Origin of the sequence: Christiangramia echinicola DSM 19838 (assembly GCF_000423065.1) — a bacterium.
Classification (GTDB): Bacteria; Bacteroidota; Bacteroidia; order Flavobacteriales; family Flavobacteriaceae; genus Christiangramia; species Christiangramia echinicola.
The window spans coordinates 469,414-494,667 of sequence record NZ_AUHG01000010.1; the positions used below are offsets into that span (position 1 = coordinate 469,414).

Consider the following 25,254-nt stretch of genomic DNA (forward strand, 5'->3'; position numbering starts at 1 on the left):
ATAAATATATTTACGTAATCGATTGCATTATTAAAATATTAAGAATAATAGAAGTTATTCAGCCATAGCATCCCATAATTGGGATTTTGTGCTGTTTTAATAACTAATTTTTAACATTTAAACCAAGTGTTTTTTAACCAATACTCGATAAGGTTATAAAAGGAGTGAAAGAGCACTAACTATTAATTTTAACTAACTAATTTTTATGGAACAAGTTTTTACTAAAACGATTTCGTTCTTTTCGGGTTTTCCGGAAAATAGGATAAAATATAAGTTACATACCTTTCTATTGGTATGTGTACTTCTTGGTACAAATATGGTCTTTGCTCAGGATACTGAAATTAATGGTACTGTGGTTGCCGCAGATTCTAAAATGCCGTTAGCCGGAGTTACTATATTAGAGAAAGGTACTTCTAATGGAGCGGTTACTAATTTTGATGGTGAGTATTCCATTCAGGTATCTGGTCAAGATGCTGTATTAGTATTTAGTTATGTTGGTTTTCAAACACTCGAGACTAGTGTGGATGGCAGAAGCACTGTTAATATCGACCTTCTTGTAGATTCAAATGCCTTGGATGAGGTTGTTGTTGTGGGATATGGTACAACCAGAAAATCAGATTTAACGGGTTCTGTAGTATCTATTTCCGGAAATGAATTAGCCGAACAGGGAAGAGCAAGCGTTGCTGAGGCCTTAACCGGTAGGCTTCCTGGTGTACAGGTACTTTCAACTGAAGGTTCTCCAGATGCCCAGGTTAATATTAGAATTCGAGGGAACGGATCCTTAACTCAAGATAGTTCACCTCTTATTATTGTAGATGGATTCCCGGTTGGAAGCATGAGTGATATTAGCCCAACAGATATTGCCAGTATTTCCGTTTTAAAAGATGCCTCCTCTACCGCTATTTACGGTTCCAGAGGGGCTAATGGTGTAATCATCATTACCACCAAAGAAGGAAGAAGTGGTAAAGTAAGTGTGAATTTAAACACTTTCTACGGATTTCAAAAAATTGCTAATACGCTGGATGTTTTAAGTCCGGAAGACTTTGTTAAGTGGCAATATGAGTATGCTTTACTTAGAGATTCCGAAAATATTGACTCCTATGAAAGATATTTTGGCTTGTGGCAGGATTATGATTTATATGAAGGTAAGGAGGGAAATAACTGGCAAAAACAAGTTTACGGCAATATGGGTGAAGTTCAGAGCCATGATTTAGCCATTAGAGGAGGTTCTGAGAAAGCCAGCTTCAACTTTAATTATGCTCATTATGATGTTAATACTATCATGATTGGTTCGGATTTTAAAAGGGATAACCTATCTCTTGCTTTAAAAAGTCAGGCAGGGGAAAAAGTAGATTTATCCTTTACAGTTAGGTTTTCAGACACAGAGATCAACGGAGGAGGAGCTAATGAGCAAAATGAGATTTCTTCTGCAGATTCACGCTTGAAGTATAGTGTTCAATATTCTCCTATTCCAATCTCAGGTCTTACCACAACCAGGGCAGATACTGAAGGGGCTGTCGCAAGTTATTTAATAAATCCATTTGTGGCTACAGATGATAACCAAAGACAGCAGCTTAGAAGGAATTATAATATGTTAGGAAGTTTTGGTTGGGATATAATTGATAATTTGAGATTCCAATCAGATTTTGGATTGGATTACCGCATAGAACAGGATTACAGGTATTATGGTCGCTCTACCTATTACTCAAACAATAGACCGTCTGCAGAAAACCAGGGCTTACCATCTTTGGTTTATAGCGATAGAAAACGTGAGAGTTTCAGGAATGCTAATACTATTAATTATGATTTCGGCAACTTCCTTAATGAAGACCATAATCTTAAAGTATTATTAGGTGAAGAAATGATCATCACTAAGGATAATGAAGAAACTTCAGAAATTCAGGGGTTTCCTAATGACTTCGATTTTGAAACTACAAGAAGATTAACAACACAGGGTACTCCTCAATCTGTTGATAATTTTTATCGCCCGGATGATAAGCTTTTATCATTCTTTGGTCGTGTTAACTATGATTATAAAAGCAAATATTTACTTACTGCTACTTACAGGGCAGATGGTTCAAGTAAATTCCTTGGTGATAATCGTTGGGGGTATTTCCCATCGGCTGCAGTAGCTTGGAAGATAAATGAGGAAGCCTTTTTAAATGATGTAGAATGGTTGAATGCTCTTAAGTTGAGGTTAAGTTATGGAGAGGCTGGTAATAATAATATTCCGGCAGGTCAAACCGTGCAAAGTTTTCAATCTAATACCACTACCTATTTAAATGAAATTCCAAATTATTGGTCGGCTTCACGAGTACTGGCTAATCCAAATCTTAAATGGGAAACTACGGTAACTCAAAATGCTGGTCTTGACTTTGAAATGTTCGATGGAGTGTTAAGAGGAAGTATTGAGGCCTATAAAAATATAACTACAGACCTGTTACTTGCATTTCGTACTCCTGGATCTGGCTATGATTTTCAATATAGAAATCTTGGAGAGATCCAGAACACTGGTGTAGAAGGTTCTTTGAATATAAACGCGATTACGAAAGAAGACTACGGATTAAGTTTCGCCTTTAATATGTCTGCAAACAAGAACAAGATTAATTCCTTAGGTACATTAGAAGATTACCAGGAATACTCTGGCTGGGCTTCTTCACAAATTGGTAGTGATTATGCCGTTTGGGTTGGCCAACCTGTAGGAGCTATGTATGGTTACAGAAATGACGGTCGTTATGAAGTTTCAGATTTTGACTTTGATCCTGCAACAGACACCTATACGTTGAAGCCTGATGTGGTAGATAATAGTGATGTTGTTGGCGAGGTAATGCCTGGGTCATTAAAATTGAAGGATATCACTGGCGATGGAGTTGTAGATATAAATGATAATTCACTTATTGGCGATGCAAACCCAGATTTTACAGGAGGTTTTGCTATAGATGCGTATGCATACGGATTTGATTTTTCAGCAGCTTTTAATTTTAGCGTGGGAAATGATGTTTATAACGCAAATAAGGTTCAATTTACAACTGCTAATGAAAACAGCCAGTATAGAAACCTAACTACGGCTATGGCAGATGGCACAAGGTGGACAAACCTTAACCCTGAAACCGGTGAGCTTATAACCGATCCTGATGCGCTTGCAGCTGCCAATGCAAACACTACTATGTGGTCTCCATATATGCGTAATTACGTATTTAGTGATTGGGCAGTAGAAGATGGCTCCTTCCTGAGGTTGAACACACTTACCTTAGGATATACCCTGCCAAATTCACTGGTTTCTAAATATAACATTACGACCCTGAGATTTTACGCGACGGCGAATAATGTATTTATTTTAACTGATTATTCCGGTCTTGATCCTGAAGTTTCTACCAGGAGAAATACCCCGCTTACACCGGGAGTTGATTACTCGCCATTTCCGAGAAATAGACAAGTAGTATTCGGTTTAAACCTTAATTTTTAAAATTAGATGATAATGAAAAACATAATAAAAATCTGTTCGGTAATTCTCGTGACATGCTTTATTGTATCATGTGAGGAAGATTTTTTAGATAATGACTTTTTAGAAGCGCCGGCAAAATCAAGCCTGGATGAATCGACTATTTTCTCGACGGTTGGTTTAGCAAAGGGAGCAGTAGATGGAATCCTGGAGCCAATGGGACAAACGAATTCTTACCGAGGTAGATTCATTCCGTATTACGGATTTAATACAGATGTAGAATATAATTATAGTGCAGGGGATGAAGGTTCAGATGCAGACCTGGTGTATTATGACGCTAAACCGGGTAATTCCAGAATGAATACAGATAATAATGCCTGGGCGATGATGTATCAGGGAATTGAGCGAGCAAATATTGTGATACGCGGTCTGAGGAATTATGGTAATCCTGAGCCGGGTACTGAATTTGGGCAACTTTTAGGAGCAGCTCTAACCTATAGAGCAGTGTATTATGCCGATCTTATGAAAACATGGGGTGATGTGCCGGCTCGTTTTGAACCTATTACTTCTGAGACACTGTATTTGCCTAAAACTAGTAGAGATTCTATATATAAAAAGCTTATTGCAGATTTAGGGGAAGCTTCAACCTTAGTAGCCTGGCCAAATGCAAGCCCTGCAACTTCTACGGTTGAACGTGTGAATAAAGCATTTGTAAAAGGGTTTAGAGCTAGATTGGCAATGGTAGCCAGTGGTTTTCAGCAATATCCCGATGGAGTAAGAAGAAGTAATGACCCTGAACTGTCGGTTCAAAATATGTATAAGCTGGCACTGGATGAAACCAGAGATGTAATTAATAGTGGGACTGCTTCTCTTGAACCTTCATTTGAAGGTTTCTGGAGAAATTATAACGAGGAAAATATTAGTGCCGGTGGTGAATCTCTATGGGAAATCCCGTTTGCAGATGGTCGTGGCCGTGTCTTATTTTCTTTTGCTATACGTCACCGTAGTGTAGACCAGTTTACCGGTCAGCCTAGAGGAGGTACCGCTGGACCTTCGCCTACTGTCTTTTATGATTTTGATGAAGAAGATACCCGTAGAGATGTTACTGCTGTACCTTATGAATGGGGTGCGGCTATAGAAGGAATTGCACAGCAGGAACTTGTTGGAATTGATACCTGGTATTTCGGTAAATATAGATACGAATGGATGAATCGATATGTGACTTCTACAAATGATGATGGTGGAAATCTGATCTACATGAGGTATGCCGAAATTCTTCTTACCGCAGCTGAAGCAGCAAATGAACTTGAAGGTCCGGCAGCAGCAGCTCCATATCTTAAAGAGATTCGTAGACGAGCATTTCCTTCAGATCTACATAACGAGAAAGTCGATGCTTATGTTGATGCGCTTTCTTCCAAGGAACAAATGTTTGAGGCAATCGTAGAAGAATATAAATTTGAATATACTGGCGAAATGGATCGTAAAATGGATCTCATTCGATGGAATCTTCTTAGCGAGAAATTAAATGAAGAAAAACAGGAATTGGCAGATTTGAACAACAGAACTGGAGACTATGCAAATGTGCCTACCACGCTTTACTTTAAATATGAAGAAGATGGATACACATTAGATATTTATGGTCTGGAAAGAGGTGAAACTTCTAACCCCGGACCAGAGTATTCTGCATTCTCCTGGGATCAACCCTTGGATGAAATAATAAACACCATTTATAAGCCCGGCGTGGACCCTGATAACAGGCAGTTCTGGCCTATCTGGCAGGTTTTCATTGATGCTAGTAATGGACAGTTGGTAAACGATTACGGTTACTAGAATCTAAAAAAACAGATTTAATTTATAAATTATGAAAGTAGGAGATATCTTAAAAAGTTTACTGGCAGCTATTCTGCTAACGGCTACTTTTGCAGCTTGCGATTATGATAAAGATCTTATCGAGGAGCTACCTGTAGACAGAGAATTTGCACCGGTAAATCTAACATCCTTTGTTAGGAATCAGGTCAATGTAGAATTGAACTGGACGGTAGAGGAAAATGTCAATAGTTATATAGTTGAGTTTGCTAAAGATTCATTGCAATTCAATAATATTGTAAGAACCCTAGAGGTAAATCCTAATGAGTTACCGGTCCTGGTACCTTTACAGAGTGAAACTCTATATTCTGTTAGGGTAAAGGCAATTAGTGACCGGGGGCTGGATGATTCCTCCTGGGCTACTACCACTGCCCGAACCTTAACTGAACAGATCTTTATTGAAGGCGAAGACGGTGATATCAAGTCTGGTGAGGCCATCCTGAGATGGGTGCCAGGTAGCGAGGTCACTGAAATTACTTTAAGTCCTGGTGATATTACATATACTATTACAGATGAAGATAGGGCAAGCGGAATAGCTTCCATAACAGGTCTTACTTCAGAAACTGAATACACAGCGACCCTCTTAAATGGAAGTAATATTAGAGGTGTAAAAACCTTTACTACCGGGATTGATATAGGAGATGGTAAACTGGTCACCCCTGAGGATGATTTATTGCAAATGATCGCAGATGCGGTTGCAGGGGATATTTTAGTGCTTGAACCAGGTGATTATACCGCACAAACGGGAACGATAACCCTGGATAAATCTTTAACCATTAGAGGCCTTAGGAGCTTTGATAAACCACTACTTCAGTTAAACTTCGAATTGGTTGCGGGAGCAGATGATGTTGAACTGATAGACCTTAATTTGCAGGGTCTTGGAGAAGGCTCATCAGATTTACAGGATGTTGTAAGGTATACAGGCCCAGGAAATTATAATTCTTTATTGATCAGTGGTTCGGTGATCCATGATTATGGTCGTTCCTTTATTGCTGGTAATGAAACAGATGCGATCTTACAGAATCTGACGGTTGAGAACTCTATAATCTATAATATCTTCACATCTGGAGGTGATTTCATAGATTTCAGAAACTCTGATGTACTCAACCTGAATCTTACCACAAGTACATTCTATAACTGTGCTCCTGGAAGGGATTTCATAAGAATGGATGCTAGTGGGACCTCTAATGATACCGGTGTAACTTCAAACATACTTATAGATAGCTGTACTTTATATGCAGTCTCTGATGACGACAGTAGAAGGATACTATATGTACGTTTCGTTTCAAATGATGTGACTGTTAGAAATACAATCATTGCCGAAACAGAATCTGAAGGTTATGCCGATAGAGAAGGAATAGATGAATCTCCAAGTTTCAGTGATAATAATTACTGGAATGCCCCTGGATTCCTGGATGATGGCCAGTACATTTTTGATGGAAGTAATCCATTTAATCTGGATCCGGGATTTGTAGACCCATCAACCGGAGATTTCACGGTGACAAACCAAACATTAATAGACAATAATGTGGGGGATCCGCGCTGGAGATAATATGTTAGATAAATAGAAATATTGAAAAGGGTATGCATCTTAAAGATGCACACCCTTTTTTTATTTGCATAAGCTGAGAAAAGCTGCTAAAAAATTTAATTCGAACTCTGATTTGATTTCAAAGACTCAGGTCTAGAATTAAGTCAACGTGCTTACAATTAAAGCCGTAAACAATTCTGATGCCAGCGTATGGTACATTTTAAATTTAAATCTTTTATGGAATGATGAAACGATTACACATTTTTTACCTCTTCCTTTTTTTAGGGATTTTAACGGGGTATTCACAGGAACCTTCAAATCTACCCGATGTTTGGGATTTTGGTGCCACACAGTTGGATGAAACTCAGTTCAATAATCAATTATCAGTAGAAACTATTAATTCCTGGTATGATGCATCCATAGCCCCGGGAACCTCAGGCATTAATTTGCCAGATTTCACGGCTGGAGATCTTAGCTTTACCGGAGGCGGGAGTGACCGCCTGCGAACTTCTAATACGAACCTAACCCGTTATGATGAGAATATAGATAATCATGAAGAATTCAAAGGGAGAGTATATATCAATTCCTCGGGAGCAACCGGTAGATTTCTCAGTCTGGAATTGGCGGAAGGTGATGAAGTAACAATCTGGGCTAATTCCCAGGAAGGCGACAGTAATATTCATTTTGAAAATACTGCCGATTCAGAAGATCAGAAAGATGTAATTGCCGTAGGGAAAGAAATTACAGAACTAAAATTTACGGCTGAAGCTTCCGGAACCTATAATATTTATGACGATACTGGAAAACCGAGTTATTTTAGAATTGTACGTGAAAGTAATGCGTCGATTTCTGTACCAGACAATGATCTTACCGATGTTTGGGATTTTGGTGCCACCCAGTTGGATGAAACTCAGTTCAATAATCAATTATCAGTAGAAACTATTAATTCCTGGTATGATGCATCTATCACCCCAGGAACCTCTGGCATTAATTTGCCAGATTTCACGGCTGGAGATCTTAGCTTTACCGGAGGCGGAAGTGACAGCCTACGAACCACTAATACGAACCTAACCCGTTATGATGAGAATATAGACGATCATGAAGAATTCAAAGGGAGAGTATATATCAATTCATCAGGAGCAACCGGTAGATTTCTCAGTCTGGAATTGGCGGAAGGTGATGAAGTAACAATCTGGGCTAATTCCCAGGAAGGCGACAGTAATATTCATTTTGAAAATACTGCCGATTCAGAAGATCAGAATGATGTAATTGCCGTAGGGAAAGAAATTACAGAACTAAAATTTACGGCTGAAGCTTCCGGAACTTTTAATATCTATGATGATACAGGGAAACCAAGTTATTTTCGAGTTACACGAAAAAGTGTTGCCTTTGCTAAGGTTACAGGGAGTGTAGATGTTAGCGCAGCGACAGGTATTCCTGGAGATTTTAGTTTAGTTTTTACTAATGAAAGTGGCGACACCTGGAGTTCTTCCCTTTCTGAAGGAACATTTACTGTAGATGTGCCAGCGGGTTATACTTATGATATTTCTCTTGAAGGAGCCGATGGTTTTTCAATCACCGGTAGTACCAATATTGAAATTACAGAAAACACTTCTTTAAATCTGCTAATTCAAAAGGATGGAGCATCTGGAAATGGATTAACAGATGTCTGGGACTTTGGTGCCACACAGCTGGATGAAACTCAGTTCAATAATCAATTATCAATAGAAACTATCAATTCCTGGTATGATGAATCTATAGTCCCAGGAACTTCAGACATTAATTTACCAGACTTTATAGCTGGGGACCTTAGCTTTACCGGGGGTGGAAGTGATCGTTTACGAACTACCAATACAGCACTTACTCGTTACGATGATGATATTGACGAATATGAAGAATTTAAAGGGAGGATCTATATCAATTCTTCGGGAGCTACCGGGAGGTATTTTAGTCTGGAGCTAAATGAAGATGATGAAATCAACCTTTGGGCACTATCCCAAAATGGAAATGGTAAAATTCATTTTGAATATGTAGCAGATCCAGATCTTCAAAATGATGTAGTTGCGGTGGGCCAGGAGCTTTCAGAAGTTAAATTTATGGCAAAAGCTACAGGTACTTATCGCATCTATGATGATACCGATAAACCAAGTTATTTTAGAATAACACGTAAAGGTGCCAGTTATACAACGGTAACAGGTAGCGTGGATGTGGCGGATGCTGATGGCCTTCCTTCAGATTATAGTGTAGTTTTCACAAATGAACTTGGGAAGACATGGAAACTTCCTTTTACCAATGGGGGATCCTATAGCGTAGTCCTTCCTGTAGGCTATCAATACGAGGTTTCTTTAGAAGGAGCTGAGAATTATTCAATCAGTAGCAATACCAGCCTGGAAGTTACAGAAGGTACTTCTAGCTTTGATATTAGCATAACTAAAGACTTGATTTATGTAGAAGGCCTGGCCGATGTTTGGGATTTTGGAGCGACCCAACTGGACGAGTCTGAATATAATAATATGCTGAATGTAGCTAAAATCAATTCCTGGTATGATGAATCTATTACTCCTGGAAGCGCAGATAATAATTTGCCAGATTTCACAGTTGGCGATCTTAGCTTTACCGGAGGAGGAAGTGACAGGTTACGAACTACCAATACAGAACTCACGCGTTACGATGATGATATTGATGATTACGAGGAGTTCAAGGGGAGAATTTATATAAACTCCAGAGGCGCTACCAACAGATTTTTCAGTATTGAGCTGAGTGAAGATGATAAGTTGAGCCTTTGGGTTTCTGGTCAGGATGGTAATGGGGAGATTCATTTTGAATATGTTGCAGATCCTGAGTTACAGAATGATTCCGTGAAAACTAGCGGTGAACTTTCAGAAATTAACTTTGTGGCTAAAGCAGGTGGTACTTATCATATCTACGATGTAGTGGATAAGCCGAGTTACTTCAGGATCGTCAGGCAACCAGCTTCTTATGTCAACCTTTCTGGAGATATTGATTTAACGGATGCTCCGGGAATACCTGAAGATTATTCCGTTGTTTTTTCAATTAAAGAAGGAAAAACCTGGAACGTTAGTCCAACTGATGGATCGTATAATGTTGAACTACCCACAGGCTTCGAATATAATATTTCTTTAGAAGGAGCTGATGGTTACGTAATTTCTAATGGTACTTCAGTAGAGGTTACTGAAGGTACAACCACTTATGATTTAACTATAGAAAAGGTGGAAATTTATTCGGTTACCGGATCAATTATTGGTCTGGGCGATAAGATTGGAGATTTAGATCTAACATTTGTTCCAAATACTTCTGAAGCTCTTTATGTGCCGAAACCAGTAGTTGATACAGATGCGGGCACCTATACTGTTAATCTTGAGCCGAACATTAATTATACTATTAGTGGTGGAGTTGATGGTTATTTTATTCCTGATAATCAATTGGAAATTACCGGAGAAACCTCTCAGGATATTGTTTTTGAAGCCGATCCCGAAGGTCCTTTCGGTGATATCGATGAAGACGGAATTCTGAATGCAGATGATAATTGTATGTATACACCGAATCCAGATCAGGTAGATTCTGATAGTAATGGGTTTGGAGATGTATGTGAAGATGATGATGGAGATGGAGTGATTAATTATGAGGACGATTGTCCAAATTCTCCGGAAGGAGCAGTTGTTAATGTTTTTGGATGCGAAGTTTTTGACCTGGCGGCAGACAATTTTAGCCTTGCCGTACATGAGGTAAGCTGTAATGGGAATAGTGATGGCTACATCAGCGTAAACGCTCAGGACACTAATTATACCTACAATGTAGCGGTATCCGGTACGGGTAGTGGATCTGCAAGTTTATCATCTTCAAATGGTTTTTCTGCCAATATAGAGAACCTGGCTGCAGGTAACTATGATGTATGTATAACTATAGATGGAGAGGATGGCTATGAACAATGTTTTAATGTAACTGTAGAAGGTCCTACTCCTTTAGCGGCTTATTCTTCTGTAAATTATTCAAATAATACCGTAACCTTTTCTCTGGATGGTAGTAGTGAGTATAAAATAGAACATAACGGTAAAATTACCACGACATCTCAATCAAGAGTTGTACTGGACCTGGAAAAGGGAAGGAATAAATTTACAGTATTCACAGACTCTGAATGTCAGGGAACTGTATATGAGGAAGTCTTAATGTCTGAAGAAGTGGTGCTGTTCCCGAATCCTACTCAGGGAGATCTTAGGGTGTACATCAATGGAACAGATACGAATATGGATGTATCCCTGGTAAATCTTAACGGGCAGCAATTTATTTCAAAAGAAATGCAAGTTCCTTCAGACAGGGTGATTCACCTTGATCTTACAAATTTCAGGAATGGAATATACTTTCTTGTATTGAAGTCCGCTACGGTAAGTAAAACTATAAAAGTTATTAAATCATGAAAAACCTTATAAATATACCCTATAAAAAACTGCTTCTAATTCTGGTAATGGGTACAACCTTATCCTGTTCAGATGATGATGATGCGCAGATCACAACCCCTGAAGCCCCAGGAATGGCAAATCTAGTGCTTCCGGCAGATAACACTGAATGTGAAGTGGGAGAAGTTGTAGCCAATATGGCTGAAGTATTTTTTGAATGGAATGAGGCGGGTGGTGCCGAAAATTATGACCTGGTGATCACTAATCTGGCCACCCAGGAGGTTAAACAAAGACCTAATCTTAATACAACTGAGATCATGGTAAGGCTGGAAAGAGGTAATGCTTATTCCTGGATGGTTGTTGCAAAAAATGAAGGAGAAGAAACTACAGCTTCTGAATCTAACAGGTTCTATGTAGCTGGCGTACCGGGGTCTAATAATGTACCATTTCCAGCAACCTTAGTTTCACCTGAATCTGGAGCTACGATATCTTCAGTTGATGGTAGGATTAGCCTGGAATGGGATGCTACCGCCACAGATACAGATGGTGATGCATTGACCTATACTTTATTCGCAGATACCGTAGATGGAAATCAGGAACCTCCTGAAGAATGGATCGGTTTAACCGAAACATCTCTGGAAATTGAAGTAGAAGCAAATAGTGTATACTACTGGCACGTTGAAACTACCGATGGAAAGAACACAGCAATTAGTAATACCTATTCATTTCGAACCGGTGAGAATATTTCCTCAATAGTAGGAGAGGTCGTGAGTTCCTCTCAGGAAATTTTAGATGCGATCGCTGCAGCTATTCCTGGTGAGAATATTTATATACGTGGTGGTGAATATACATTTGATTCTACCATAGAAATAAATACCAGTGGTAGTGCGAACGCTATGATTTCATTATTAGCACATCCTGAAGATGATACCAGGCCGAAATTTGATTTTTCTGCGATGGAGGAGAATTCTTCGAACCGTGGAATTGAATTGAAGGCTAGTTACTGGCACATCAAAGGAATAGATGTATTCAAGGCCGGTGATAATGGAATGCTCATAACAGGAAATAATAACCTGGTAGAATTCAGTACTTTTTCTGAATGTTCAGACACAGGACTTCAATTGTCTAGCGGAGCTGCCAATAACACCATTCTTAACTGTGATTCATACTTTAATGCTGATTCTACTCTGGAGAATGCCGATGGTTTTGCAGCCAAACTGGATGTAGGAACTGGTAATAAATTTATTGGCTGTAGAGCCTGGAATAATCTGGATGACGGTTGGGATGGTTATCTGAGAGGAGGAGATAATGTAACTACTACTCACGAAGATTGCTGGTCAATTCAAAATGGTTATTTAATGGACGGCACTGCAAGTGGAGGAGACGGTAATGGCTTTAAGACCGGAGGAAGCGATAATAAGGATCTTAAGCATAACGCTATCTACATTAGAACAGTAGCTGTAGGTAATAGATTTGATGGCTTTGATCATAACAGTAACAGGGGAGAGGTAACACTTTATAACTGTTCTGCTTATGACAATGGAACCAATTATGGTTTTGGAAGTACAAATCCACTTGAATCCCTGATAATTAAGAATAGCAATGTGTTAGGTGAAGTGGGAAGTGTAAATGCTACAAGCCTGGATGTTACTAATAATAGCTGGGATACAGAAGGAGTAGAAAGTTCAGTAGATGATTATGTAAGTATAGATTATGCTGAATTAACAGGACCTAGAAAAGAAGATGGAAGTCTTCCAGATGTTAGTTTTTTCCACCTTGAAGCAGATAGTGATCTTATCGATGCAGGAGTGGATCTAGGCTTGCCTTTCAACGGTTCTGCGCCAGACCTCGGAGCATTTGAATTTTAAACTTTTTTGAAGGTCTAAGGTGTTTTTTGAGTTAGTTTAATTAAAAGGTGCGGCAATAAGTCGCATCTTTTTTTTCTTAAATCTTCGCTTCTGAAAATGCTGAAATTGGGTTTGTAAAGAACGATTCTATCTAGCTTAAGTCAAAAAATGAATAGTACCAAATTCAGTACAGAACATATTTAACAAGCTTTAAGTTTGAGAATCCTGCTTTTTTTTGAGGAAAAAATTGTCAAAACTTTAAAAAAGGAAATTTTTCATTATATTCGTGTAATCGATTGCATTTGAATTTAAAATTAAAAATATGACTCGATCAGAATTTAGATATGCGCATCATCCTAATGATGTTAAAAAATATACTACGAAAGATTTAAGAGAGCATTTTTTGATCCCGGAACTTTTCGTTAAGGATCAGATCTCGCTTACTTATACCATGTATGACAGGTACATTGCCGGAGGAGCTTTTCCAGTTTCTAAACCTCTCAAGCTGGAAGCCATTGATGAGCTGAAAGCTGAAAACTTTCTGGATCGTCGTGAATTAGGGATTATAAATGTAGGAGGTAATGGGAAAGTTACTGTAGATGGTAAAGTATATGAGTTAGGTCACAGGGAAGCCCTTTACGTAGGTAGAGGGAATAAAGAAGTGATCTTTGAAGCAACAGATGAACAACCTTATTTCTATATAAATTCAGCTCCTGCCCATAAATCTTATCCAACTAAAAAAGTAACTAAAAAAGAGGCTGAAGTCGTTGAACTTGGAGATTCAAAATATTCGAATAAAAGAGTGATCAATAAACTGCTGGTGAATTCGGTAATTGAAACCTGTCAGTTACAAATGGGAATGACCGAACTTCAGGAAGGTAATATCTGGAACACCATGCCACCGCATACTCACGAAAGAAGAATGGAAGTATATTTCTATTTCGATCTTGAGGAAGGGCAAACAGTAAGTCATTTTATGGGTCAGCCAGATGAAACCAGGCATATTTTCCTTCAAAATCATCAGGCGGTAATCTCTCCGGAGTGGTCTATCCATGCTGGAGCCGGAACTTCAAATTATACTTTTATCTGGGGGATGGCAGGTGAGAACCTGGATTATGGAGATATGGATAAAGTTTCTGTTGACGAATTGAAATAATTAAAGATGGAACTATTCAATCTAGAAGGTAAGACAGCACTGGTTACGGGTTGCAAAAGGGGAATTGGTTTTGCAATGGCCGAAGCTCTGGCCGAGGCTGGAGCCGATATTATTGGAGTTTCGGCAAGCCTGGAAACTTCGGGGTCAGATATTGAAAATGCCGTAGTCGCCAAAGGAAGAAAATTTAAAGGATATCAATGTGATTTTTCCAAACGGGAATCATTACATGAATTCATAAAAAAGGTAAAGTCAGAGAACCTTGCCATTGACATTCTTGTTAATAATGCTGGAACAATTTTAAGAGCACCGGCTGCAGAACATTCCGATGAATACTGGGATAAGGTGATAGAGGTGAATCAAAGTGCACAATTCATTCTGTCTAGAGAATTTGGAAAGGAAATGATCAAACGAGGTAGCGGAAAAGTGATCTTTACTGCATCCTTGCTAACCTTTCAGGGAGGTATTACCGTACCGGGATATGCCGCATCCAAAGGAGCTATTGGTCAGCTTACAATGGCACTGTCTAATGAATGGGCTGGAAAGGGAGTGCAGGTAAATGCGATTGCACCGGGCTATATCGCTACAGATAATACCGAAGCTTTGAGAAATGATCCTGATAGGAGTGAATCTATTCTAGCCAGGATACCTGCCGGACGTTGGGGAAAACCTGAGGATTTTAAAGGCCCTATCATTTTCCTTGCTTCAAAAGCAAGTGACTACATGAGTGGTGCTATCCTTACCGTTGATGGTGGATGGATGGGACGCTAATTAGTCAATTTTATTGACTGAATGGATTAATGAGAAAAATTAGAACATGGAAAATAAGACATTTATAAAAGATAATTTTCTGCTTCAAAACAAATATTCGGAGGAGCTATATGAGAAATATGCTGCCAAACAGCCAATCATAGATTATCATAATCATTTACCGCCGAAGGATATTGCCGAGGATAGACATTTTGAAAATATTACGCAGGTCTGGCTGAATGGCGATCATTATAAATGGCGTGCCATGCGTACCATGGGGGTAGATGAAAAGTTTATTACCGGTGATGCTTCAGATAAGGAAAAGTTTCTTGCCTGGGCTAAAACTGTTCCCCATACACTTAGAAATCCTTTATATCACTGGACACATCTCGAGTTAAAGCGATATTTCGGAATAGATGAATTGTTGAACGAAGATTCTGCAGAACGTATATATGATGAAGTGAATCGGCAGTTACAATTACCAGAAAATTCATGTCGGGGTCTGCTGAAAAAGATGAATGTAAAAACTTTGTGCACTACTGAAGATCCGGTAGATACATTGGAGTATCATCAACAGCTTGCTAATAGTGATTTCAGTATTAAGGTTAGCACTGCTTTTAGACCAGACAAATCTATTCTTATTGCGAATGAAAATTATTCAGAATATATAAAAGATCTGGGTAAGGCATCAGATATTCAAATATCTTCTTATGATGATCTGAAAAATGCACTTCGTAGCCGAATAGAATATTTCCATAAAAATGGATGTAGACTTTGTGATCACGGCTTGAATTATATCTCCTTTGAAGATTTTTCTGCTGAGGAGATAAATGGAATTTTTGAAAAGAAACTGAACGGTAAATCTTTGACAGATCTTGAAGCGGAAAAGTTTCATACTTCAATTCTACTTTTCCTTTGTGAAACCTATCATGAGTTTGGCTGGGTACAGCAATTTCACCTTGGAGCCCTAAGGAACAATAATAAAAGAATGCTAAAGGAGCTTGGTCCTGATACTGGCTGGGATTCTATCGCAGATTATAGCCAGGCAGAGAATCTTTCTGCATTCCTGGATGCATTGGACGGCAAGGATAAACTCACCAAAACGATCCTTTACAATCTAAACCCTTCAGATAATGAGATCTTTGCAACCATGATAGGGAATTTCAATGACGGAAGTATTAAAGGGAAAGTTCAATTTGGTTCGGGCTGGTGGTTTCTGGATCAAAAGGATGGTATCATCAAACAATTGAATGCCTTGTCTAATATGGGACTGGTTAGTTGTTTTATTGGAATGCTTACCGATTCAAGAAGTTTTCTCTCATTTCCACGTCATGAATACTTTAGAAGAGTATTGTGTAATTTGTTTGGGGAAGAAATGGAAAGCGGTGAGCTTCCAGATGACATGGAGCTTGTAGGGAAAACCATCTCCAATATTTCTTATCATAACGCTGAAGAATATTTTAACTTTTAATGGAGCAGGAGAAAACGAATACAGCAAAGATCGTCACTTTTGGAGAAGTGCTTATGAGGCTTTCACCTTCTGAACATAGAAAACTTCAACAGGCACATCAAATGGATTTTTTCTTTGGTGGTACCGAAATGAACGTGGCAGCTTCACTTGCTCAATTTGGTTTAAAAACCCAGCATATTACCAATGTTTCTAATGACTTGGTGGGCGATGCAGCCATTGCTGCTATGCGTCAGGTTGGGATCGAGGTTTCTGCGGTTAATAAGGTAGAGCATCCTCTTGGACTGTATTTTCTTGAAGTTGGTTCTTCCGCCCGTTCCAGTAAAATCGCCTATAACAGGCTTCACGGAGCATTTGCTAATATTTTACCAGAGCAGGTGAATTGGGAAGAAATATTAAAGGATTGTACTCATTTTCACTGGACCGGGATCACCCCGGCAATTTCAGAAGGTGCTTATGCAACCTTAAAGGAAGGTTTAAAAGTAGCCAGGAAAAATGGAATTGTAGTGACGGCAGATCCGGCTTATCGAAGTAATTTATGGAAATATGGAAAAGATGGCTATAAGATTTTAAAGGAGCTGGTCTCTTCCTCTACAATTTTCATAGGTGGAGTGAACGAGATCAATGAGATCCTTGGGACTAATTTTTCTTTTAATAAGGAAGATTTTATTAAGGCGAGTAAAAAACTAATGGAGGAATGTCCTTCAATTGAAAAAGTTTTTGATAAAGTTAGAACAGGATTAAGCGCTTCCTGGCAGAAAATTTATGGACAGGCCTGGACTGGAAAAGTATACATATCAACCATCGAACTTGAAATCACTTCAGTGGTGGACAGAATAGGAACAGGTGACGCATATGCCGCCGGTATTCTTTATGGACTTAAGAATTATGATGATCAAAAAACGCTTGATTTTGCCAATGCAGCCTGTGCTTTAAAACACACAATTCTGGGAGATGCTAACCTGGTAAGTGTAGAAGAAGTTTTAGAAGTAATGGAAGGCAGGACCGGTGGCAGGATTAAAAGATAAGTATACAAATCACAGGAGATAATCCTGAAAAGAAATATAAGAATGGCAAAATATACTAGAATTGAGGTTGCTCAAACTATGAAAGAAATGGGAATTGTACCTGTTTTTTATGACGGCGATCTTGAGGTTTGCAAAAAATTAGTTGAAGCCTGTTATCAAGGTGGCGCCAGGGTTTTTGAATTTACTAACCGGGGTGATTTTGCACATAAAGTTTTTGATGAATTAAACATCTATGTTCAGAAGAATTTTAAGGAAATGATATTAGGAGTAGGCTCTGTGATAGATCCAGGTACAACTTCAATATATATACAGCTGGGAGCGAATTTTATTGTCTCTCCAATTGTAAATCCTGAAATGGCTAAAACCTGTAATCGTAGAAAGATAGCCTGGATGCCGGGTTGCGGTTCGGTTTCTGAAATTTCGTATGCCGAAGAACTAGGTGCTGAGGTGGTAAAGATATTTCCAGGAAGTCAGGTTGGAGGGCCTTCTTTTGTGAAAGCTGTAAAAGGTCCTTTTCCATGGAGTAGTATTATGCCCACAGGAGGTGTGAGTCCTACTATAGAAAATCTGGCAGAATGGTTTGATGCGGGAGTTCACTGTGTTGGGATCGGCTCAAAGCTTTTTGTAAGGAAAGAAAATGGTGAGTATGATTATGAAGCTATTTCAAAGAAGGTAAAATCTTCAATTGAGATCGTACAAAGTTTGAGGAAATGAGCGTGAGAAAACAGGATATACTTAAAAGAACATTTCTTATGCTTCTTTTCATTTTCGCAACACTTGGTTGTGAAAGATATAGTGATACCCGGGTTATAAAGCTGGGGCATGGGCTGGATATCAGTCACCCGGTGCATAAAGCGATGATCTTTATGGGGGAACGGGTAAAGGAGAAATCTGGAGGTAGAATGCAAATAGATATTTATCCTAATCAGCAGCTGGGTTCAGAAAGAGAATGTCTCGAGCTACTCCAGATTGGTAGCCTTGGAATGACCAAGGTTTCTACCGGAGTAATGGAAAATTTTGCGCCTGGACTTAAAGTATTCGGACTTCCGTTTTTATTCCGGGACCGCGAGCATAGATTCAATGTTCTGGAAGGAGAAATAGGAGAAATGTTCCTTAATTCCAGTTTAGATAAAAGATTAAAAGGGCTCACCTTTTATGATGCCGGAAGCCGTAGTTTTTATACCAAGGAACCAATTAAGACACCAAAGGACCTGGAAGGGCTTAAGATCAGGGTAATGGAAAGTCAGACTGCTATTAACATGGTTAAGAACCTTGGAGGATCGCCAACTCCTATCGCCTGGGGTGAATTATATACAGCACTTCAACAGGGAATCGTAGATGGGGCAGAGAATAATCTGCCCAGTTTTCATTTATCCAGGCATTACGAGGTTTGTAAATATTTTCTGGTAGACGAACATACTGCGCTGCCAGATGAATTAGTGATAGGGACACCTGTCTGGAATAAACTTTCTGCGGAAGAAAAGCAATGGCTTAAAGAAGCCGCTATGGAATCCTCAGAATACCAAAAGAAATTATGGCGTGAAGCTGAATTGGAAGCTCTAGAGAAGATCAAGGAAGCCGGAGTAACAGTGATCAATGCCGATAAAGAGGAATTCAGAAGTATGGTAAAACCCATGTATGACGAATTTGGACTGGACCCGAAAATGAAAAATATTATTGAAGAAATACAAGCTGTACAATGAAAAAAAGATTGGATAAGACATTAGGTACTATTCTGGTTTTTCTAATGACTATTATGGTTGTCGCAGTTTTGTGGCAGGTATTTTCCAGGTACGTAATGCAATCTCCAAGTTCAATAACAGAGGAACTGGCCAGGTATTTACTAATATGGATAGGTATCCTTGGAGCGGCATATGCTGCCGGCCAGCAGGAACATCTTGCTATAAATTTACTGGAAGAAAAATTAGAAAAAAAGAATAAGAGGAAGCTTAGGATCATAATAAATGTACTAATAATATTCTTTGGTATCACTGTCCTTATTATTGGTGGTGGCAATCTGGTGTATGTTAATTATGAATTGGGGCAGAGTTCTGCAGCTTTGGAAATTCCTTTATACATAGTTTATCTGGTAGTTCCTTTTAGCGGAATTCTGGTGATTATCTACAAGATCAATGAAATTATGAACCCGGAAAAATATTTAGTATGATATCTGAAATTTTAATTCTGGTAATTTCGTTCGTGGTTCTACTTGCTATCGGTGTACCGGTAGCCTGGTCTATAGGATTATCCTGTTTGTTCACGATGCTGGCAAGCATAGATTCACTAGCTGCCTTTACAACGGTTTCTCAAAGGATGGCTACAGGCCTGGATAGTTTTTCCTTACTTGCTATCCCCTTCTTTATCCTGGCCGGCCAGATAATGAACCAGGGAGGTATAGCCAACCGGTTAATAAATTTTGCTAAGGCATTAATAGGTTCTCTGCCCGGGGGGCTGGTATATGTAAATGTTATCGCGGCAATGCTTTTTGGAGCAATATCTGGTTCTGCAGTAGCAGCGGCGTCGGCGATAGGTGGAATTCTTGGGCCACCAATGGAAAAGGAAAATTATTCCCGCGAATTTGGCGCAGCTATTAATGTAACCTCTTCAACTACCGGACTGGTAATTCCACCTTCGAATGTACTCATTGTATATTCCCTGGCAAGTGGAGGTGTTTCTATCGCTTCGTTATTCCTGGCAGGATATCTACCGGGTATATTAATGGGACTGGCCTTGATGCTGGTAGCAGCTGTATGGATAAAGAAAAAGAAATATCCGGCGGGGAATGCCAGCAGTTTCGGACTCATTATTTCGACTTTTTTAAAGGCTTTGCCAAGTTTATTATTGTTAGTTGTGGTTATTGGAGGGATAGTTTCTGGAATATTTACCGCCACAGAAGCTTCTGGAATTGCCGTGTTATACTGCCTTGTGCTTTCAATGATATATGGGGAGCTTAATAGAAGTATGCTCCATAAAGTTTTCCTTAGCTCTATTAGCACTACCGCCATCGTTATGTTACTTATTGCTACTTCTATGAGTATGTCTTGGGTAATGTCTTATGAAAATATCCCTCAAACGGTGAGTGAGGCTCTACTGGCCCTAAGCGATAATAAATATGTGATTCTGCTTATCATAAACCTTTTATTGTTATTCGTGGGGACCTTTATGGATATGACCCCGGCAGTTCTGATTTTTACCCCAATATTTTTACCGGTAATGGAGAATTTAGGAGTAGATCCTGTTCATTTCGGGATCATCATGGTGATGAATTTATGTGTTGGACTTTGTACACCACCTGTTGGCTCCGTACTTTTTATTGGAGTAGGAGTAGCCAAAACCACTATTCAAAAAGTTATAAAACCCTTGCTGCCACTATATGTGGTCATGGCAATAGTATTGTTAATGGTGACTTTTATTCCGGCGATCAGTCTTTGGTTACCAGAATTATTTGATTAAAATTTAATATTCTGAAAATGGAAAATATTAAAGCAAAGAGACTAAACAGAGATAATGCGGGAATTACTGAAAAGCTTCCCATTAAAATAGTTCAGTACGGGGAAGGTAACTTTTTGAGAGCCTTCGTAGATTACCTGGTCAATAAACTTAATAATGAAGCCGATTTTAATGCCGGGGTTGCAGTGATACAGCCCTTACCGGGTGGAATGATAATCGTTCTTAATGAGCAGGATGGAATTTATAACCTTTTTATGAAAGGCATAAAGCAAGGTAAGGAAATCCAGGAGAATGAATTGATAACCTGCATTCAGAAAGGCTATGATCCGTATAAGGATTATGATGAATATCTTGAACTTGCAAAGGAAGAAGAATTGGAGTTTTTAATTTCCAATACTACTGAAGCCGGAATAGCTTATAATGAAAATGACAAATTTCAGGAATATCCTCATCAAAGTTTTCCTGCCAAGGTAACTGCGCTACTTTATAAAAGGTTTCAACATTTCAATGCAGCTCCAGATAAAGGTCTTACCATTATTCCATGTGAACTTATCAACCATAACGCCGATAATCTAAAGAAGATTATTTTACGCTATGCTGAAAGTTGGAATCTGGATAAAGAATTTGTTAACTGGATCCATGAGCATAATAGTTTTCATAATACCCTCGTAGACCGTATTGTTCCTGGATACCCAAAGGAAGATATCGATAGTTACCAGAGCCAGCTGGAGTTGGAAGATACATTGATCGTTTCTGCGGAAGTATTTTTGCTTTGGGTTATTGAAGGAGGAGCAGCGCTTAAAGCTAAAATTCCGTTCGATAAGATCGATGAAAATGTGCTTATTGTTGAGGACCTTCAACCGTATCGTACGCGAAAAGTCCGTATATTGAATGGAGCTCATACCACCATGGTACCATTCTCAATTTTATTCGGTAATGAAACCGTAAAAGAAACGGTAGATCATGAATTTACTGGTGATTTTATTAAAAAAGCAGTGTTCGAGGAGATCAATCCTACCTTATCCCTTTCTTCTAAAGAATTGAACTCTTTTGCTGAAGAGGTTTTCGACAGGTTTAGAAATCCATTTATCAAACATCAGCTCTCTAGCATAGCCCTGAATAGTATTTCTAAATTTAAGGTTAGAGTACTGCCTAGTCTTTTAGGTTTTGTGAAAAAATTCAATCGATTGCCCTTAAGACTTACCTTTGCCTTTGCTTGTTTGATTAGGTTCTATGATGGAAAATGGAAGGGACAAAGTCTTCCTGTAAAAGATGATGAAAAGTCTGTTACAGCGATGAGAGAAATATGGGAATTGCATAGTTATAATGAGATAGCGGGTAGGGTTTTGGGAAAAACCGATTTCTGGGATTTAGATCTTAACGAGATTCCCGAATTAAAGGAAAAGATAGCATATGCCCTGGAGGTAATAGACAATAAAGGAATTGAAAATGGTTTTAAGGTCTTTACTGAAAAATATACCCAGGCTTAAAAAATTGTAGTGATGAAGAGTAAACTTATTAAAGTACATGAAAGTGATAATGTCGCCATTGCCCTGGTAGATCTTTTTCAGGGTGATAAAGTCGAGTTTGAAGGGGAAATGATAATTATACTTTCAGACGTCAAGGCCAAGCATAAAATTAGTATGGTAGATCTTGCCGCGGAAGATAAGATTTATATGTACGGAGTGCTCGTGGGGAAAGCAACGGAAGAAATCAAGAGAGGCGGAGTTCTCACAGTTGACAATGTTAAACACGAAGCCAGCCAGACATTCCAGAAATCTGAAATTACCCAATGGCAGGCTCCTGATATTTCTAAATGGAAAGACCGTACTTTTATGGGATATCATCGTCCAGACGGACAGGTAGGAACAGCCAATGTATGGTTATTCTTCCCACTTGTTTTTTGTGAAAACAGAAATGTTGAATTGCTGAAAGATATCTTTGAAAAAGAATTTTCTTTTCATAAATCTCCAAAACAGCGCCAGTTACTTCGAAATCTTATTAGTGGAAAAGATGAGGATGCCAATGTAGAATTTGAAGAGGAAGAAGCCGGAGTTTTCGATAATATAGAGGTGAAATTCATCACCCATCAGGGTGGCTGTGGAGGTATCAGGCAGGATTCTGTAATGCTATCTAAACTTCTGGCCGGCTACGTAAATAATCCGAATGTTGCGGGAGCCACCGTTCTTAGTCTTGGTTGTCAAAACCTGCAGATAGATATTTTCAAAAATGCCCTTGATGAGATAAATTCTGAAATAGAGAAACCGGTTCTTATCTATGAGCAACAACAAATGGGAACCGTAGATGAAATGCTGAATACCATAATTCGCGATTCTTTTGAAGGGATTAAAAAGGCGAATGAAATTAAAAGGGAACCTGCGCCACTTTCTAAACTAAAATTAGGATTGGAGTGCGGAGGCTCTGATGGTTTCTCTGGAATTTCTGCAAATCCTGCTTTGGGATATACTTCAGATTTGTTGTCTGCTTTGGGAGGCTCGCCAATACTATCTGAATTCCCCGAACTTTGCGGAGTGGAACAGGAACTGGTGAACCGATGTACAGATGAAGAAACGGCCGACAAATTCATGAAATTGATGAAGTCTTATGAAAATGCGGCTGAAGCGGCAGGTTCAGGTTTCGATATGAATCCTTCTCCCGGGAATATTAAAGATGGATTAATTACCGATGCCATGAAATCGGCTGGTGCTGCTAAAAAAGGTGGTACATCACCTATAGCAGCCGTGCTGGATTATGGAGAATATGTTACAAAACCCGGACTCAATTTATTATGTACCCCGGGAAATGACGTGGAAAGTACCACTGGGATGGTAGGTTCGGGAGCAAACGTGGTGGTATTCACTACGGGGCTGGGCACACCAACAGGAAACCCTATTGCACCGGTTATTAAGATGTCATCTAACTCAACTCTTGCTCGCAGAATGCCAGATATCATCGATGTAGACTCAGGAGCGGTTATAAGAGGGGAGAAAACGATCCCTGAAATGGGAGAAGAACTTTTTGAATATATTATTCAAGTGGCTAGTGGAGAGATTAAGTCTAAAGCAGACCAGTTAAATCAGAATGATTTTATCCCCTGGAAAAGAGGAGTATCATTATAAATTTATTTAATGCAAGCGATAAAGGTTGGGATTATAGGTTCAGGATTTGCCGCAAGGTTTCATTATGAGGCGCTGAAGCGAGTTTACGGGGTTAAATTGGAAATTATAGGTGCTTTTTCCAGGAATCCTGAAAATCTCAATGCGTTTTGTGATGAAAATAACCTACCTGCTTTTTCTTCAGTAGAAAAGTTGATTGACCAGGCTGAAGTACTTCATCTATGTACTCCGCCTGTTACTCACGAAGATTTATGTGTCAAAATTCTTGAACGCGATAAATATGCGATCGTTGAAAAACCTCTTACGGGGTATTTTGGTGAGGACGAAAAAAATTTTTCAGGTGATACTTTCTCCAGGGAATCAGGCTTAAAAAAGAGCCTCCAGAGTTTAAAGAATATCCTACAGGCTGAAGATAAGAGTAAAGCCGGAATCCTATATGCCGAGAATTGGATCTACGCTCCGGCTATTCAAAAGGAAAAAGAGGTAATAGAAAAAACGAAATCACAGATCCTTTGGATTCAGGCGCAGCAATCTCATTCAGGATCGCATTCCCTGGATTATGGAAAATGGAGGCTCTCCGGCGGAGGTTCGCTAATGGGAAAAGGATGTCATCCGCTTTCAGGGGCAATTTATCTTAAACACGTAGAAGGGCGTAGCAAAAATGGGAAGCCTATCAGGCCAAAATCTGTTAGTTGCAGAGTTCATGCTATTACCCGCATGGATAATTACAAAAATAATCCGCATTTAAGGGATTCTTATACAGATGTAGAAGATTATGCATTCACACATGTAGTTTTTGAAGATGGAACAGTTGCCGATATTACTGCCAGTGAATTACTTCATGGTGGAGTTAAGAATTATCTGGAAGTTCACGCACATAACCACCGCACTATATGTAATCTTACTTCAAATAACGCTATGCAAACCTATAATCCGGAGGAAGAAAACTTTAAGGATATTTATGTGGTTGAAAAGACCGGGACCAAACAGGGCTGGTCCAATATTTCTCCAGACGAGGCATGGTTTAATGGGTATCAGGCCGAGATGGAAGCTTTCTACAATTCTATAGCAAATGGAGAGGCTCCTGAAAGTGACAGCACGCTGGCTGCAGATGTGATAAGTACCATTTACTCTGCCTATCTTTCTGCAGAACGAAAAGGGCTGGAAGTTGAAATTAAGCAGCTCTGA

Annotated in this window: 16 protein-coding genes; all 16 read left to right on the top strand. The window is 39.1% G+C overall.

Annotated features, from left to right (window positions below; translation table 11 throughout):
• Positions 1 to 205 precede the first annotated feature (205 nt).
• The 16 genes from G530_RS0102615 to G530_RS0102690 all read left to right on the top strand — a co-directional run bounded on the left by G530_RS0102615 (position 206) and on the right by G530_RS0102690 (position 25,254).
• On the top strand, positions 206 to 3,466 hold the full coding sequence (locus G530_RS0102615; protein ID WP_084519370.1) for a SusC/RagA family TonB-linked outer membrane protein: 3,261 nt from the start codon (positions 206 to 208) through the stop codon (positions 3,464 to 3,466).
• 12 nt (positions 3,467 to 3,478) lie between these two features.
• A complete protein-coding gene (locus G530_RS0102620) occupies positions 3,479 to 5,272 on the top strand; it encodes a RagB/SusD family nutrient uptake outer membrane protein (protein WP_026933048.1) in 1,794 nt (597 codons plus the stop codon).
• Between the two features lie 31 nt (positions 5,273 to 5,303).
• Positions 5,304 to 6,860, top strand: coding sequence for a DUF4957 domain-containing protein (locus tag G530_RS0102625; RefSeq protein ID WP_035715711.1), 1,557 nt, complete (start codon positions 5,304 to 5,306; stop codon positions 6,858 to 6,860).
• Positions 6,861 to 7,081: 221 nt separating this feature from the next.
• The gene (locus tag G530_RS17680) at positions 7,082 to 11,275 is read left to right on the top strand and encodes a thrombospondin type 3 repeat-containing protein (protein ID WP_169514029.1); all 4,194 of its coding nucleotides are present in this window, start codon (positions 7,082 to 7,084) and stop codon (positions 11,273 to 11,275) included.
• On the top strand, positions 11,272 to 13,122 hold the full coding sequence (locus tag G530_RS17220; protein WP_051199662.1) for a right-handed parallel beta-helix repeat-containing protein: 1,851 nt from the start codon (positions 11,272 to 11,274) through the stop codon (positions 13,120 to 13,122). The genes G530_RS17680 and G530_RS17220 overlap by 4 nt, the downstream gene beginning before the upstream one ends.
• Positions 13,123 to 13,423: 301 nt before the next feature.
• Positions 13,424 to 14,257: a 5-dehydro-4-deoxy-D-glucuronate isomerase gene (gene kduI / locus G530_RS0102640; protein WP_026933052.1), complete on the top strand. Its 834-nt coding sequence runs from the start codon at positions 13,424 to 13,426 to the stop codon at positions 14,255 to 14,257.
• Between the two features lie 6 nt (positions 14,258 to 14,263).
• Positions 14,264 to 15,025, top strand: a complete 762-nt coding sequence (locus G530_RS0102645) for an SDR family NAD(P)-dependent oxidoreductase (protein ID WP_026933053.1) — start codon at positions 14,264 to 14,266, stop codon at positions 15,023 to 15,025.
• A gap of 46 nt (positions 15,026 to 15,071) precedes the next feature.
• Positions 15,072 to 16,475 (top strand): glucuronate isomerase, encoded by a 1,404-nt coding sequence (gene uxaC / locus G530_RS0102650; RefSeq protein ID WP_026933054.1) that lies wholly within the window; start codon positions 15,072 to 15,074, stop codon positions 16,473 to 16,475.
• Positions 16,475 to 17,500 carry a sugar kinase gene (locus tag G530_RS0102655; protein WP_026933055.1) on the top strand — a complete coding sequence of 342 codons (1,026 nt, stop codon included), beginning with the start codon at positions 16,475 to 16,477 and terminating at the stop codon, positions 17,498 to 17,500. The genes uxaC and G530_RS0102655 overlap by 1 nt, the downstream gene beginning before the upstream one ends.
• Positions 17,501 to 17,542: 42 nt before the next feature.
• Positions 17,543 to 18,214 (top strand): bifunctional 4-hydroxy-2-oxoglutarate aldolase/2-dehydro-3-deoxy-phosphogluconate aldolase, encoded by a 672-nt coding sequence (locus G530_RS0102660; RefSeq protein ID WP_026933056.1) that lies wholly within the window; start codon positions 17,543 to 17,545, stop codon positions 18,212 to 18,214.
• Positions 18,211 to 19,203: a TRAP transporter substrate-binding protein gene (locus G530_RS0102665; protein ID WP_422678743.1), complete on the top strand. Its 993-nt coding sequence runs from the start codon at positions 18,211 to 18,213 to the stop codon at positions 19,201 to 19,203. Before G530_RS0102660 ends, G530_RS0102665 begins: the two co-directional genes overlap by 4 nt.
• Positions 19,200 to 19,667 (top strand): TRAP transporter small permease, encoded by a 468-nt coding sequence (locus G530_RS0102670; RefSeq protein ID WP_026933058.1) that lies wholly within the window; start codon positions 19,200 to 19,202, stop codon positions 19,665 to 19,667. Before G530_RS0102665 ends, G530_RS0102670 begins: the two co-directional genes overlap by 4 nt.
• Positions 19,664 to 20,953 (top strand): TRAP transporter large permease, encoded by a 1,290-nt coding sequence (locus G530_RS0102675; protein ID WP_026933059.1) that lies wholly within the window; start codon positions 19,664 to 19,666, stop codon positions 20,951 to 20,953. Before G530_RS0102670 ends, G530_RS0102675 begins: the two co-directional genes overlap by 4 nt.
• Before the next feature lie 17 nt (positions 20,954 to 20,970).
• The gene (locus G530_RS0102680; RefSeq protein ID WP_026933060.1) at positions 20,971 to 22,440 is read left to right on the top strand and encodes a tagaturonate reductase; all 1,470 of its coding nucleotides are present in this window, start codon (positions 20,971 to 20,973) and stop codon (positions 22,438 to 22,440) included.
• A gap of 12 nt (positions 22,441 to 22,452) precedes the next feature.
• Positions 22,453 to 24,069, top strand: a complete 1,617-nt coding sequence (locus G530_RS0102685; protein ID WP_026933061.1) for a UxaA family hydrolase — start codon at positions 22,453 to 22,455, stop codon at positions 24,067 to 24,069.
• A gap of 9 nt (positions 24,070 to 24,078) precedes the next feature.
• Complete coding sequence (locus tag G530_RS0102690) at positions 24,079 to 25,254, top strand: Gfo/Idh/MocA family protein (RefSeq protein ID WP_026933062.1); 1,176 nt, start codon at positions 24,079 to 24,081, stop codon at positions 25,252 to 25,254.